At 45.5% G+C, this 15,460-nt stretch carries 11 protein-coding genes; 7 read left to right on the plus strand and 4 right to left on the minus strand.

Annotated elements, in window-relative coordinates:
* Nucleotides 1-22: 22 nt before the first annotated feature.
* The gene (gene acnB, locus Vt282_RS02310; RefSeq protein ID WP_162047152.1) at nt 23-2,611 is read left to right on the plus strand and encodes a bifunctional aconitate hydratase 2/2-methylisocitrate dehydratase; all 2,589 of its coding nucleotides are present in this window, start codon (nt 23-25) and stop codon (nt 2,609-2,611) included.
* 105 nt (nt 2,612-2,716) lie between these two features.
* Here the strand turns inward: acnB and Vt282_RS02315 are convergent, their stop codons facing one another.
* Both Vt282_RS02315 and Vt282_RS02320 read right to left on the minus strand, forming a co-directional pair.
* A complete protein-coding gene (locus Vt282_RS02315) occupies nt 2,717-3,850 on the minus strand; it encodes a glycerate kinase (protein ID WP_162062453.1) in 1,134 nt (377 codons plus the stop codon).
* A 181-nt stretch (nt 3,851-4,031) separates the two neighbouring features.
* A complete protein-coding gene (locus tag Vt282_RS02320; RefSeq protein ID WP_162062454.1) occupies nt 4,032-5,180 on the minus strand; it encodes a sugar diacid recognition domain-containing protein in 1,149 nt (382 codons plus the stop codon).
* 182 nt (nt 5,181-5,362) lie between these two features.
* Between Vt282_RS02320 and Vt282_RS02325 the strand changes: the two genes are divergently transcribed.
* The 6 genes from Vt282_RS02325 to Vt282_RS02350 all read left to right on the plus strand — a co-directional run bounded on the left by Vt282_RS02325 (nt 5,363) and on the right by Vt282_RS02350 (nt 11,436).
* Nucleotides 5,363-5,734, plus strand: a complete 372-nt coding sequence (locus tag Vt282_RS02325; protein ID WP_162062455.1) for a YacL family protein — start codon at nt 5,363-5,365, stop codon at nt 5,732-5,734.
* A 187-nt stretch (nt 5,735-5,921) separates the two neighbouring features.
* The gene (locus Vt282_RS02330; RefSeq protein WP_162047148.1) at nt 5,922-6,260 is read left to right on the plus strand and encodes a P-II family nitrogen regulator; all 339 of its coding nucleotides are present in this window, start codon (nt 5,922-5,924) and stop codon (nt 6,258-6,260) included.
* A 27-nt stretch (nt 6,261-6,287) separates the two neighbouring features.
* Entirely contained in the window at nt 6,288-7,517 is a 1,230-nt protein-coding gene (locus Vt282_RS02335) for an ammonium transporter (protein WP_162062456.1), read from the plus strand.
* 138 nt (nt 7,518-7,655) lie between these two features.
* Nucleotides 7,656-8,669 (plus strand): Fe(3+) ABC transporter substrate-binding protein, encoded by a 1,014-nt coding sequence (locus tag Vt282_RS02340; protein WP_162047146.1) that lies wholly within the window; start codon nt 7,656-7,658, stop codon nt 8,667-8,669.
* Nucleotides 8,670-8,779: 110 nt separating this feature from the next.
* Nucleotides 8,780-10,405, plus strand: a complete 1,626-nt coding sequence (locus Vt282_RS02345; RefSeq protein WP_162062457.1) for an ABC transporter permease — start codon at nt 8,780-8,782, stop codon at nt 10,403-10,405.
* Nucleotides 10,405-11,436, plus strand: a complete 1,032-nt coding sequence (locus Vt282_RS02350) for an ABC transporter ATP-binding protein (RefSeq protein WP_162062458.1) — start codon at nt 10,405-10,407, stop codon at nt 11,434-11,436. The genes Vt282_RS02345 and Vt282_RS02350 overlap by 1 nt, the downstream gene beginning before the upstream one ends.
* Before the next feature lie 85 nt (nt 11,437-11,521).
* On the opposite strand, the gene Vt282_RS02355 is transcribed toward Vt282_RS02350, so the two are convergent.
* Both Vt282_RS02355 and Vt282_RS02360 read right to left on the minus strand, forming a co-directional pair.
* Nucleotides 11,522-12,934, minus strand: a complete 1,413-nt coding sequence (locus Vt282_RS02355) for a phosphoglucomutase/phosphomannomutase family protein (protein WP_162047143.1) — start codon at nt 12,932-12,934, stop codon at nt 11,522-11,524.
* Between the two features lie 47 nt (nt 12,935-12,981).
* Nucleotides 12,982-15,390, minus strand: coding sequence for a GH36-type glycosyl hydrolase domain-containing protein (locus tag Vt282_RS02360; RefSeq protein ID WP_162062459.1), 2,409 nt, complete (start codon nt 15,388-15,390; stop codon nt 12,982-12,984).
* Nucleotides 15,391-15,460 lie beyond the last annotated feature (70 nt).

A 15,460-nucleotide genomic window follows, 5' to 3' on the forward strand; every position in this document is an offset into this window, starting at 1 on the left:
ACCGCAATGAGAGGAAAAAGTCGTGCTTGAAGCCTACCGTAAACACGTCGAAGAGCGTGCTGCTGAAGGAGTTGTTCCAAAACCTTTGGATGCAGAACAAGTTGCTGGACTTGTTGAGCTATTAAAGACCCCACCACAAGGTGAAGAAGCGTTTATTCTTGACCTCCTAGAGAATCGAATTCCACCAGGCGTCGATGAAGCAGCTTATGTTAAAGCGGGCTTTCTGACCGCAGTGGCAAAAGGAGAAGTCTCTTCTCCATTAGTGAGTCGCGAAAAAGCGGCGCAACTGCTTGGCACAATGCAAGGTGGTTATAACATCGCACCATTGGTTGAGCTACTTGATGATAGTGCTCTAGCACCGATCGCTGTAACGGCATTGTCTCACACCCTATTGATGTTTGATGCATTCTACGATGTGGAAGAGAAAGCGAAAGCTGGTAACCAATTCGCGCAACAAGTGCTGCAATCTTGGGCCGATGCTGAGTGGTTTACATCGAAAGAAAAAGTGGCTGAAAAAATCACTGTAAAAGTATTTAAGGTCACTGGTGAAACCAACACCGATGATCTTTCTCCTGCACCAGATGCGTGGTCACGTCCTGATATCCCAGTACATGCTAAAGCGATGCTGAAGATGGAGCGTGAAGGCATCAATCCTGACGAGCCAGGCTCAGTTGGCCCGATTGCGCAAATTGAAGAACTGCAAAAAGATGGTATCCCACTGGCTTATGTTGGTGATGTGGTTGGTACGGGTTCATCGCGTAAATCAGCGACTAACTCAGTGCTTTGGTTTATGGGTGAAGACATTCCATTTGTTCCAAACAAGCGCACTGGCGGTATTTGTCTTGGTGGCAAGATTGCTCCAATCTTCTACAACACGATGGAAGACTCAGGCGCGCTGCCAATTGAATTAAATGTTCAGAACATGAATATGGGTGATGTGATTGAGATTTACCCATACGAAGGTGTTGTACGCAAGAACAACGAAGAGATCTCAAGCTTTAAACTAAGCAAAGTGCTGCTTGATGAAGTGCGTGCTGGTGGTCGTATTCCACTGATTATCGGGCGTGGTTTAACGAGCCGAGCTCGTGCTGCACTTGGCCTAGAAGAAACAGACCTATTTGCTAAGCCAGTTGACCCATCTGAGTCCACCAAAGGCTACACGTTGGCTCAAAAAATGGTGGGTAAAGCTTGTGGTGTTGAAGGTGTACGCGCAGGTCAATACTGCGAACCGAAGATGACCACCGTTGGTTCACAAGATACTACCGGCCCAATGACGCGTGATGAGCTGAAAGACCTTGCGTGCCTAGGCTTCTCTGCTGACCTTGTGATGCAGTCATTCTGTCATACCTCTGCGTATCCAAAACCTGTCGATGTAAACACACACCATACGCTTCCGGATTTCATCATGAACCGTGGTGGTGTGTCACTGCGCCCTGGTGATGGTGTTATCCACTCGTGGCTAAACCGTATGCTACTGCCTGATACTGTTGGTACCGGTGGTGACTCGCATACTCGTTTCCCATTGGGTATTTCATTCCCCGCAGGTTCTGGCTTGGTCGCGTTTGCTGCGGCAACCGGTGTGATGCCATTGGATATGCCAGAGTCAATTTTGGTACGTTTCAAAGGCGAGATGCAGCCAGGAATCACGCTGCGTGATTTAGTGCATGCCATTCCTTATTTTGCCATTCAACAAGGTCTACTGACGGTTGAGAAAGCGGGTAAGATCAACGAATTCTCAGGTCGTGTACTGGAAATTGAAGGGGTTGAGCATTTAACTGTTGAGCAGGCATTTGAACTGTCTGATGCATCGGCAGAGCGTTCAGCAGCAGGTTGTACCGTTAAGCTTTCGCAAGCATCAGTGGAAGAATACCTAAACTCTAACATTACGATGCTTAAGTGGATGATCTCAGAAGGTTACGGTGACCGACGTACTATCGAGCGCCGCATCACCGCGATGCAAGAGTGGTTGGCTAACCCTGAATTGATGGAAGCGGATGCAGATGCAGAATACGCACACGTGATTGAAATTGATCTTGCTGATATCAGCGAGCCAATTCTATGTGCGCCAAATGATCCAGATGATGCGCGTCTGTTGTCAGAAGTACAAGGCACTCAAATCGATGAAGTATTTATTGGTTCTTGTATGACGAACATTGGCCATTTCCGCGCAGCAGGTAAGTTGCTAGAGCAATATGGTGGTCAGTTAGATACTCGTCTATGGGTAGCACCACCAACGAAGATGGATAAAGATCAGCTAACCGAAGAAGGTTACTACGGCATTTACGGTCGTGCTGGGGTACGTATCGAAACTCCAGGGTGTTCGTTATGTATGGGTAACCAAGCGCGCGTTGCGGATAAAGCGACTGTTATGTCGACATCAACTCGTAACTTCCCGAACCGTTTAGGTACTGGTGCAAATGTGTATCTGTCATCAGCCGAGCTTGCAGCTGTGGGGGCAATTCTAGGTCGCATTCCAACTAAGGAAGAGTATCTAGAGTATGCGAAGCAGATTGATGCGACAGCGGCAGATACCTACCGTTACTTGAACTTCCATAAAATGGAGCAGTACACCAAGAAAGCGGATGAAGTGATCTTCCAAGAGCCCGCGTAAGCACGGGCATTGAGCTAAAAGTAAAAAACCGCTGATAATTCAGCGGTTTTTTTATTCATTTTTGAAGTCGCGTCGTCCTCGATTGAGGAGTCTTTGGACTAAGAGCTACAGCTTCATGTGCAGCGTCGCAGCTACGTTACGCGCGGTTAATTCAATATTTTGAGCGGCTTGTGCTAACGCTGTTGGGAGGTCGACCGCACCATTAACGACAGAAAATACCGCATCGATACCATGCTCGTGCACAACACCACAATCATGGGTCAAGCTGCCGGCAATACCGATCACGGGCACATGGTGTTTCTTGGCGGTACGTGCGACACCAATCGGTGTTTTGCCATGAATCGTTTGGCTATCGATACGACCTTCACCGGTAATTACTAAATCGGCATCGGCCACGATATCTAATAGATTCACTGCATCCATGACGATTTCAATGCCTGGGCGCAGTTCTGCATTGAATAATCCCATCAGGGCCGCTCCCAAACCACCCGCAGCACCTGCACCCGGACGGTTTAGTACATCATGACCCAATTGCTGTTTAATCACTTCAGCGTAATGCGCAAGGTTGCTATCTAATTGTGCCACCATCTGTGGTGTCGCGCCTTTTTGTGGACCAAATACTTGCGATGCGCCTTTTTCTCCACATAGTGGGTTATTTACGTCACATGCTACTTCGAGACGAATCTTAGCCAAACGAGGATCGATTGCTTGCATGTCGATGGTATGCAGTTTTGCAAGCTCACCCCCACCAAACCCAAGTGATTCACCTGTTTCATCAAGAAGTCGAATACCAAGTGCTTGGGCCATTCCGAGACCACCATCGTTAGTCGCACTGCCTCCGATACCGACAATGATATGTTCAACGCCCTTATCAAGTGCCGCTAGAATTAGTTCACCTGTGCCAAAGGTGGTGGTGATCATTGGATTACGTTTTTCTGGCTCAACAAGGTGCAAACCCGATGCAGCGGCCATTTCGATGATGGCGGTTTTGCCGTCGCCCAACAAGCCGTAAAAACCCGTCACAGTTTGACCTAGCGGACCAGTGACGACGTGTTCGATAATATCACCACCAGTAGCATCAACCAGTGATTGCACGGTACCTTCACCACCGTCAGCCATTGGCAGTTTGACGTATTCAGCATTTGGCAGGATTTGTTTGAATCCTTGCTCAATCGCAATCGCGACATCCATCGCGCTAAGACTTTCTTTATAAGAATCAGGAGCAATAACAATTTTCATAGTGATACCTAAATGCTTTTAACCAACAAAGATGAACAGCGACAACCCAAGTGCTAAAGAAAAATGCCGTAAGAGAGCTGACTGTTAATCACTATAATTTGTCACTAATGCTAAGTCTTTAGTGATATAGGCAACTATGCCACTAGAAAATCATTATATTTTGTGCAATTGCACAATTTAATTAAGAGTGGATCTGCATCGCAAGATAAAGATGTACGAGATGCTCAATATTATTCACGCTGAGTTGAGAGATCTCTTCGATTTTTTCTAAACGGTAACGCAGTGTATTACGGTGAATGTTTAAATACTGGCAGGTGTTATGAACATCGCAATGATGAGCAAAGTAGGCTTGTAGTGTATTGAATAACACCCCCTTACTGTCTTGTGCTTTAAGGTTATCCAATGGTTGTCGTATTTGCCGCGTTTTCCAAGAACCATCGTTTAAATCGCTGATCAATACGGGAAGACGATAGTCGTGATAGAAAAACACTTTATCTTGCCTTCCTTGCGCAATGTTCAACGTTAATTTTGCTGTTTGGTACGATTTGCTGAGCCCATCACTTTCCGCAAAGTAATCACCCAAAGCGATGCGAATTTGGCAAGGGATAAGTTGCTCTATTTGTTTGACTAATGCATTTATGCGCGGATGCTCTTTTTCTACCATCCATCCTGATTTCGAGAGTTTAATTGGCTGTAGAACCACAATTTCGTTTTGCGATACAGATAATACACCGACTAGATTTCCTGCTGAGAATTGTTCAAGAATATTGACCAATTGCTGAAGATGATTAAGCGATATCGGCGTTTGATTGTTTCGCGGGTCAATTTTTACCACAAAGGCGATCCGTGGTTGAGACAGGTCTACACCGAGCCGTAATGCCAGAGAGGAGATTTGATTACTATCGGCATTTGCTCCTTGAATTAATTGCACCACCAACTCTTCTTTATGACGTTTTTGCCATTCAGTTTGGGACATTAAAGCGGCTTGCTCGATGATCAATTCTGCAGTCATTCTAACCAGTTCACCGTATGGTTGAACTGTTTTTGGGTCGCCAGATATGCCAATCGCCCCAATGGTTTTATCTTGGTGAATAATCGGTAAGTTGATGCCTGGTTTTACCCCTTTTAGGTGCTCGGCTGTGCTGGCATCAATCGCGACAATACGATTTTCTGTGATAGCGAGTATTGCACCTTCGTGGCGCTGCAACAGGCGAGATGGTTCACCTGAGCCAATAATATGGCCGAATTCGTCCATAACATTGACTGAGTATGGAATAATTTTCATCGTACGCTCAACGATTTGTCGAGCGATAGAGTCACTAATTTGCATAACAACTATCTTGAGTGGTGGAGTAGGCAAGATAGCAGTCGCTAAATCTAGTGACAATCTCGGTGACCTAAAACTCGCTAAGGAGGTGACTAATTTTGACCAATTTAACACCTTTGAACGCTTGCGTTTGGCTTTGGTGTGAGTAAACTCCGCTTCTTTGTTTGGTCTTGGTAAGTAAAGCGATGGAATTTGAATTTATTCGTAACACTCTAATGGGTGAATACTACGTTAAGTGCAGCATGGGGCATGAAATTGTCGGTCGCTGGCTGCAGGATGAAGTCGGTAAAGATTGGCAGAAAATTGCGCAAGTAGAGCAACTGATTGAAAATGCTTTAGCAAATCCTCAAAGTGAACACCTATTGGAAGGCACTGAAATCACCGTATCCATTGTTGAAGATGAAGTGGTGGTACAAGAGAACGTATTGTCGCATGGTGAAGAGATGGATGCTGACAGTGAGTTCGATTTCTATGATTGCGAAAGCACCGCGAGTTGCGGTCTTGAAGATTTTTCGATCATGCTTGAGCAATGGAAAAGCTTTCTAACTACTCGTTAATGCACCACGTTGGTGAAATCACCAACCCTTGCTTTAAATTCGTGAAAAGGCGCACCAAGTTGGTGCGCCTTTTTTGTATCTAGCAGAGGATAATTAACCAATTAATAACAAAATCATGAGTTTATATAGTTGGCACGCCACTTGGATTGTAGAAAGCAAAAGGACATTAGATCTAGGAGAGAGCGTAATGAAACTGATCAACGCAATAATCAAACCGTTCAAATTGGACGACGTGAGAGAAGCCTTAGCAGATGTTGGCATTGAGGGAATGACCGTATCAGAAGTGAAAGGTTTTGGGCGTCAAAAGGGGCACACGGAGCTTTATCGTGGCGCAGAATATCAAGTGGACTTCTTACCAAAAGTAAAACTAGAAATCGCCACCCAAGCTGAGAATGTTGACCGGGTTATCGAAGCGGTGACTAAGGCCGCGCACACGGGAAAAATTGGTGACGGTAAAATATTTGTTTATGACCTCAGCCAAGCGGTGCGTATTCGTACTGGCGAAATGGACTCAGAAGCCCTGTAACAGGTAAGAAGAATAGGAGATTAACTCATGGAATTATCATTAACTGTTAGTGAATTACGCTACGCACTCGATACCTTTTTCTTTCTAATTTCAGGTGCATTAGTCATGTGGATGGCGGCGGGTTTTGCAATGCTTGAAGCTGGATTAGTTCGTTCAAAAAACACGACCGAAATTTTGACCAAAAACATTTGTTTGTATGCAATCGCTTGTACTACGTATCTGGTTGTCGGTTACAACATTATGTATGTCGATAATGGCGAGGGCGGCTGGTTACCTTCGTTTGGTACATTAATTGGTACTCAAGCAGAAGGTGCCGATCACTCATTAGAATCAGACTTCTTCTTCCAAGTTGTGTTTGTTGCAACAGCAATGTCGGTTGTCTCAGGTGCCGTTGCTGAACGTATGAAATTGTGGTCGTTCCTAATCTTCTCTGTGGTATTAACGGCGTTTATTTACCCGGTAGAAGGGTACTGGACATGGGGCGGTGGTTTCCTTTCTGAGGCTGGTTTTAGTGATTTCGCAGGCTCGGGTATCGTACATATGGCGGGTGCGGCTGCAGCATTAGCAGGAGTGTTATTACTTGGTGCTCGCCGTGGTAAGTACGGTAAGAACGGTGAAGTTTATCCAATACCAGGTTCTAACATGCCATTGGCGACATTAGGTACCTTTATCCTTTGGTTTGGTTGGTTCGGCTTTAACGGTGGTTCTCAATTGATGGTCTCTGACTTTGAAAACGCAACGGCAGTAGGTCAAATCTTCCTAAATACCAACGCAGCAGCAGCAGCAGGCGCGATTGCAGCGCTACTTGTGTGCAAAACGACGTGGGGTAAAGCGGATTTAACCATGATTTTGAACGGTGCGTTAGCTGGCCTTGTCGCTATTACTGCCGATCCTCTATCACCTTCACCACTGTACGCGGTATCAATTGGTGCAGTATCGGGTGCGCTAGTCGTGTTCAGCATCGTAGCGCTAGATAAACTAAAAATTGATGATCCAGTGGGTGCGATTTCAGTGCACGGTGTGTGTGGTTTCTTTGGTCTAATGGTTGTGCCTTTGAGTAATGGCGATGCCACCTTTGGTGCTCAGCTTCTAGGTGCTGCGGTTATCTTTGCTTGGGTATTTGGTGCAAGTCTGGTGGTTTGGGGCGTATTAAAAGCAACACTTGGTATTCGAGTTTCGGAAGACGAAGAACTGGAAGGAATGGATATGCACGATTGTGGTGTTGGTGCTTACCCAGAGTTTGTCTCAGTGAAATAAAACGTTACAAATGTATGAATACAAAGCCTGCTCTTGTGAGCAGGTTTTTTTTATTTCGGATTGAAATCTAAACAAACATGCATATAATAACGCAACTGATAAACATTATCATTACAATATAAGCGAAGGATTTCGACAATGAAAAAGCTGTTAACTCTTTCTGCACTAGCTTGTGCATCTCTTGCCCCTGCAGCGATGGCTGCTGAAGAAGTGAACGTATACTCTTACCGTCAACCTTTCCTAGTTGAACCAATGTTCAATGAGTTCACTAAAGAAACAGGCATTAAAGTAAACGTTAAGTTTGCTAAGAAAGGTTTGGCTGAGAAGCTAGCTCAAGAAGGTGAATACAGTCCTGCAGACGTAATCCTGACAACAGACATTAGTCGCCTAGCTGAATTAACAGACAAAGGTCTAGTTCAATCAGTAGACAGTAAAGTGCTAGAAGAAAATATTCCAGCGCAATACCAAGATAATGAAAACGAATGGTTTGCTCTAACTACGCGTACTCGTAGCGTTTACTCATCTCGCGATCGTATTGGCAAACTAGGTAATGATTTTACCTATGCAGACCTTGCTAAGCCTGAGTTTAAAGGCAAGATTTGTACTCGTAGCGGTAAACACCCTTACAATGTATCACTAGTATCAGCAATGATTGCTGAAAAGGGTGAAGCAGCAACGAAAGAGTGGTTGGAAGGTGTAAAAGCCAACCTAGCACGTAAGCCTCAAGGTAATGACCGTGGTCAAGTGAAAGCGATCAAAGAAGGTCTATGTGATGTATCGCTAGGTAACAGCTACTACCTAGGTAAAATGGTTAATGATAAAGAGCAAAAAGCATGGGCTGACGCGGTTTACATTAACTTTCCGAACCAAGAGACAACAGGTACCCACGTAAACATCTCTGGTATGGCGATGGCGAAATACGCACCAAATAAAGATAATGCTCTAAAATTGATGGAGTTCCTATCTGGTGATAAAGCGCAAAGCATGTATGCAGAAGTGAACTACGAGTACCCAGTGAAACCGGGTGTTAAACCATCTGAGCTAGTGGCATCTTGGGGTGAATTTAAAGCGGATACGATCTCTCTAGATGAAATTGCGGCGCATCACCAAGCGGCAATTAAACTGCTAGACGAAGTGCAATTTGACCTTTAATCACTAACAAGGGTATAAAACTACTCGGAATTAATAATTGAATATCAGAGCAAAAAGATAGGTAACATCCCCTTCTTTTTGTTCTTGTTTCAGCCTGTAGTGATTAGGCGATGAAAGAAAAAAACTCTTTATGGCGAACCAGTAGCGGAGCTTTAGCTCTGCTACTGGTTTTGCCTATTTTTGCGATTTTTTATACAGCGATCGGTGAAACCGATGAGCTGTTTTCGCATTTAATGTCGACAGTGCTGCCGACTTATACCTTCAACACGATCGCCTTGGCATTGGGCGTGATGCTGCTTTCTCTGGTGTTGGGGATCCCTTCCGCTTGGATCATGGCGATGTGTCGCCTTCCTACCGAACGCATTTTACAGTGGGCACTGGTGCTGCCACTGGCGATGCCTGCCTATATTGTTGGTTATATCTTTACCGATTGGTTCGACTTTGCCGGCCCGATTCAAATCGCGCTGCGCAATTTGATGGGGTGGCAAGCTGGCGATTATTGGTTCCCTGATATTCGAACGCTGGGTGGTGCCATTGTGGTACTGGCTTTAGTTTTGTATCCGTATGTCTATTTGCTGTGCCGTGCGGCATTTCTAGAGCAAAACGTTTCTTTGCTGCAATCCGCACGCTTACTCAAATGCTCTGCGTGGGAAAGCTTTTATCGCATCTCGCTACCTTTAGTGCGTCCGGCAATCGCTGTTGGTTTGTCTTTAGTCGCAATGGAAACCATTGGTGACTTTGGTACGGTAAGCTATTTCGCCGTCAACACTCTGACAACGGCGGTATACGATACTTGGCTTGGTTATTCGAGTCTGACAGCCGCGGCTAAGATTTCAGCGATTATGTTGGTGTTTGTGATTCTGTTACTGTCTTCAGAACGCTATAGCCGTCGCAAGCAAAAGCTCTTTCAAAACCATTTTAGTAGTGGCGAAGATTTTCGTTATGAGTTGACTGGGTGGAAGAAGTGGGCGGCGCTAATCTGGTGTTGGGGACTAGTCGCGGTTGCGTTTATTTTCCCGCTAGGTCAATTGCTTATTTACGTTTATAAATACTTTGCTCAAAGCTGGACGGCTGAGTTTCAACAGTATGCAATTAACAGTTTGTATGTGTCGTTGAGTGCCTCACTGATTGCCGTTGCGATTGCCGTTGTGGTGAATTTCTACCAGCGCTTGTCGGCCAAACGCAGTGCGGTAGCCTTTATGCGTTTATCTTCGATGGGGTATGCCGTGCCGGGTACGGTACTCGCGATTGGGGTGATGGTTCCGGTGATCTTTATGGATCACTTGGTCAATGATATTGCAAAAGCAATGGAATGGGGCAGACCTGGTCTGATTTTCTCGGGTTCAATGTTTGCGATTATTTTCGCTTTAGTCGTGCGTTTCTCGGCGGTGGCGATCGGCAGTATTGAAAGCAGTTTAGGTAAAGTGTCTCCTTCATTGGATATGGCGTCTCGCACAATGGGCTGCAACGCAAATCAGATGCTACGTCGAGTTCATTTGCCATTGATTCGTCGTGGTGCATTGATCGCAGGCCTATTGGTGTTTATTGAATCGATGAAAGAGCTCAATGCTTCATTATTGTTGCGTCCATTTAACTTTGAGACACTAGCCACTTACGTTTATAACTTCGCGTCTGACGAGCATCTTGAACTCGCGGCGATGCCAGCAGTGCTGCTGGTGCTGGTGGGATTGATCCCACTAGTTTTAGTCAACCGTTCTTTAGAGCAGGTACATTGATGAGCTGTGCACTTTCTATAAAAAATCTTACCTGTAAATACGACGATCAAACTACGATTCTGCAAGAACTTTCTCTGCAGGTTGAGCAGGGTGAAATCATCTGTTTGCTTGGCGCTAGTGGTTGCGGTAAAACCACGTTACTAAAAGCGGTTGCAGGTTTATTACCACTCAGTTCTGGCTCGATGACACTTAATGATGTCACTATCGATGATGGTGCGAATTGGTTGCCACCAGAGCAGCGCAATATTGGTATGATTTTCCAAGATTATGCGCTGTTTCCACATCTCACTGTGGAGCAAAATGTGGCGTTTGGTCTACGTAATATCAGCCAAGAAGAGCAGCAAGCGAAAGTTACTGAGATGCTGGAATTGGTGCATCTTGAGCAATATCGTGAGCGCTATCCACATCAACTTTCCGGTGGTCAGCAACAACGTGTGGCGATTGCCCGTTCTCTTGCTTACAAGCCGGATTTGCTGTTACTCGATGAGCCGTTTTCAAATATTGACACTCAAGTGCGCCATGAATTGATTAGTGAGATCCGTAAAATCTTTAAGCAACAAGGCGTAACCGCAATTTTTGTCACTCATAGCCGAGAAGAAGCCTTTGCGTTTGCCGACAAGATGGCAGTGATGAATCACGGTGTGATTGAACAATATGGTACCGCTAGCGAGCTTTATTACCAGCCGTCGAGTAAGTTTGTGGCCGATTTTCTTGGCGGTGGCAGCTACCTCAGCGCCAAACGTATTTCAGAGTCGGAATTTGATACCGATTTGGGTCTAATTGAAGCGATCGCACAACAACCAATCGAACTCGAGGCTGCTTGTGAACTGTTGCTGCGTCCGCAACATGTCCAGATCAGTGCTGATGATGAAAGTGGCGTAAGAGTGATGGAACAGCAATTTATGGGCGATCACTGTCGTTATGTAATTGATGCCAATGGCCATAAACTTTATGCCAGCTCTTCTGAGCCTTTGTCTATCGGTCAAGCAGTAGCGGTAAAAGTCGAAACCCAAGGGGTATTGGCGTTCTAGTTGCTAATTGCGAGCACAAAAAAGCCCAGCAAATTTGCTGGGCAAAAGCTCTTCACCTGTAGGGTGCTCGAGGAGCTTGGTAAAGTTATAGCTTGAGGAAGTCTTTCATCTGCTGAACGACACGCTCTGCAGTTGGTTTGTCTTCCATTTCAGCGAAGATACGCAGTAAAGGTTCTGTACCCGAGAAGCGAGCAATCACCCAACCGCCATTGGCAAAGTACACTTTTGCCCCATCTTCGTAGCTAACTTTTTCAATCTCGTACTCAAATTCAGGTAGTTGTTTTTCAACGTAGATTTTGTCGTATAGAGATTGTTTTGCTGATGCTTTGAACTTGCAATCGCCTTCAGCGGTGTAGGCATAACCGTACTTGCCGTAGATTTCGTCAAGCAATTCAGACAATTTCTTGCCTGTTACCGAGATCATTTCTACCAATAGGCTTGAAGCGAATACACCATCTTTACCTTTGATATGACCACGAATAGTCAAGCCGCCTGAGCTTTCACCACCAATCAATGAGTCATCCGCTTCCATTTGTGAGCTGATGTGCTTAAAGCCTACAGGAACCTCAAAGCATTTCTCACCGTGATCGGCAGCAATCTTATCGAGTAGGTGAGTGGTTGCGATGTTACGCACCACAGAGCCGCTCCAGCCTTTGTACTCAAGTAGGTAGTAGTAAAGTAGGATCAGCACTTCATTTGGATGAATAAAGTTACCTTTTTCATCAATGATACCAAGACGGTCAGCATCGCCATCAGTACCAATACCAATGTCGTAACCTTCGTGCGCCACAAGGTGCATCAAACGGTATAGTGTTGCCGCACTTGGTGATGGCATTAGGCCACCAAAGTCTGGGTTTTTGCCATCATGAATCACGTCCACTTCACAGCGGCCGTTGATCAGTACGGTTTGAAGTGCGTTTTTCGCTACACCGAACATTGGGTCAATCAGAACGCGTAAATTCGCTTTCTTGATCGCTTCGATGTCGATGAAGTTAATGATTGAGTCGACAAACTCATTCATTGGATTGATGATTTCAATCAGTTTGTCATCGACCGCTTGTTCAAAATCGACACTGTTGACTTGATCGTAAGTCAGCGTGTCAATTTGCTGTTCGATTTTTTGCGTGATGATTTCATCGGCATCACGGCCGCCTTCGATAAATACCTTAATGCCGTTGTAGTCAGCCGGGTTGTGCGATGCTGTGATACATGCAGAGTATGCACAGTTCATCTCTTTGGCTTTAAACATTACGATTGGTGTAGGGACAAATTTATCGATGAAGCTCACTTTTACGCCGTTGGCAGCCATTACTTCAGCAAACCATTGACCTGCTTTATCAGAAAGAAAACGACGGTCGTAACCGATAATAAAGCCACGGTCGGCAACGTTTTCATCATTGATGATGTTAGCCAGAGCTTGGGCAACTAGACGGACATTATCCTTGGTAAACTCTTCACCAATAAAGGCGCGCCAGCCACCAGTACCAAATTGGATCATGGTATATTCCTTAGAAAATAGGGCAGCCTAATGGCTGCCCGATGTTTTTAGCCTAGAGTAACGATAACTTCGTTTACGCTGCCTTCAGCTTGCACTGGTACTGCGCTGCCGTTAACCAATTCACCGTTTACAGTGATTGATTTCACGCCTTTGCTTACTGAGTCTGGGTTGACAACTTTAATGTTGTAAGTTGCGCCAAGCCATTGACGAGTTACTTCAAAACCAGGCCAGTTAGTTGGGATACATGGATCGATAGTTAGACCATCAAAACCAGTACGCACACCTAGAATGAAGTTAGTCACGGCAAAGTAAGCCCAACCAGATGTACCTGTTAGCCATGGGTGGTTTGCACGGCCATGGTCTTGGTGGTCACGGCCCATGATGAACTGAACGTATGAGTATGGTTCTGCCACACGTTTTTCGATCATGTCGTTTTGGTTGTATGGGTTTAGTGCGTCGTAGAACTTCATTGCACGGTCACCACGGCCAAGTTTCGCTTCTGCAACCCAAGCCCAAGGGTTTGGATGCGAGAAGATAGCGCCGTTTTCTTTAACGCCTTGGTATACGCGAGTGACGAAGCCGATGTCATCATTTGGCGTAGCAAATGATGGTGAGTTTAGGTGTAGGCCGTATTCAGAGAATAGGTTCTCATCTACTGCATCCATCGCTTTCTCACCGCGCTCTTGAGAAACCGCACCAGACAATACCGCTAGTGTGTTTGACTCAAGGTGTACACGACCTTCTTTTTGCTGCGCAGTACCGATCTTGTCACCGTTCTTAGTTAGACCACGGATGTACCAACCGCCTTCGTCATCCCAAAGGTGTGTTTCACATGCTTCACGCACGTTCGCCGCCATTACAGTGTATTTCTCAACGTCTTCTGCTTTACCCAAGAATTTCGCCAGATCGATAAACTCTTGTAGAGCCCAGAAGTGTAGGAAAGACACCATTGATGACTCACCGCCACCTAGGTTTAGACAGTCGTTCCAGTCTGCACGTAGGCCTTTACAGATACCGGTTTGACCCACGTATTCAGCAGAGAAGTCCAGTGCGGCTTTCATGTGATCGTAAACAGTTGCAACGCCACCATCTGCGTAAGGGATCATTTCGTTAAAGAAGCTGTGCTCACCAGTTTCCATTACGTACTTACAGATGGTTGGAACTAGCCATAGATGGTCATCAGAACACGTATCTTCGATACCGTGGATCTTATCTTCATCTGAAGGTGTTGGTACCACTGTTGGTGATTTCGATGGTTTCACGTCCGCTTTTTCTGGATCGAACCAATCTGGATCAAATAGGTGTAGACCGTAACCCGCTTTCACTTGACCACGAAGTAGGTCAACAATACGTTTGCGCGTCATCGCTGGGTTTGCGTGTGGTACCGAGATTGCGTCTTGCGCAGTATCGCGGTAACCCAAACCAGTACGACCACCGACTTCGATAAATGATGCAAAGCGAGACCAAACCACACACGTTTCTGCTTGGTATAGCGTCCACGCGTTGATCATGGTGTCTAAACCTTCGTTTGGCGATTTCACTTGGAACTTGCCACAACGCTCATCCCAGTGTGCTTTGATGCCAGCGAATGCATTGTCAACTTCAGCAAGGTTTTGGTACTTCGCACGTAGACGCTCACCGTTACCTTTACCGATACCTAGAATGTATGCGAAACGCACTTCTTGGCCTGGTTGAATCACGAATTGCTTGTGTAGCGAACCACAGTGGTTGTAACAAGTTTGTGCGGTGTTAAAACACTTACCTTGTTCAACTGCAAGTGGGTTTGATTCGTCGCGGTATAGACCTAGGAAGCTGTCACGTTGGCCGTCGTATGAATCAGGATCAAACGTTGAAGCTAGGTAGTAGAAACCTTCGAAATCATTGGTGTTGTAGTATAGGTCGTATTCAATCACGCCATCTTTGTATGCTGTACCCGCTGAGTACAGAGACATTTGGTGGTTTTGGTTGTCTGATTGAATATGGCTAAATGAGAACTCAACAAAAGAGAATGCACTAATGGTACGAGGTTGATCAGAGGTGTTCTTGATCACTACGTCCCAGATTTCCGCATCTTCTCCTTTTGGTACGAATAGCGTTTTAGTTGCGGTGATACCGTTGTATTCACACTTAAATTTCGAGTAAGACAAGCCGTGACGAACTTCGTAGTTTGCTTCATCAAGGCTTTTCGCAACTGGTTGCCATGAGATTGACCAGTAGTCGCCAGTTTGATCGTCGCGTAGGTATACATAGTGTCCTGGACGGTCAAATGTCGCGTTCGGGCGGAATTTGGTTACACGGTTGTACTCAGGAGAGTTGTAGAACGAGTAACCGCCTGCGTTGTGAGAAATTACAGTACAGAATTTTTCTGTACCAAGGTAGTTCGTCCATGGTGCAGGCACGTCTGGGCGGGTGATGACGTATTCACGATTGTCATTATCGAAATAGCCGTATTTCATCTTAGTTTCCTTTTTACCAAGCCACTCTTAGGTGGTTAAACTTAAAGCTAGAAAAACTACTAACAATTAT

It is taken from the genome of Vibrio taketomensis, assembly GCF_009938165.1.
Classification (GTDB): Bacteria; Pseudomonadota; Gammaproteobacteria; order Enterobacterales; family Vibrionaceae; genus Vibrio; species Vibrio taketomensis.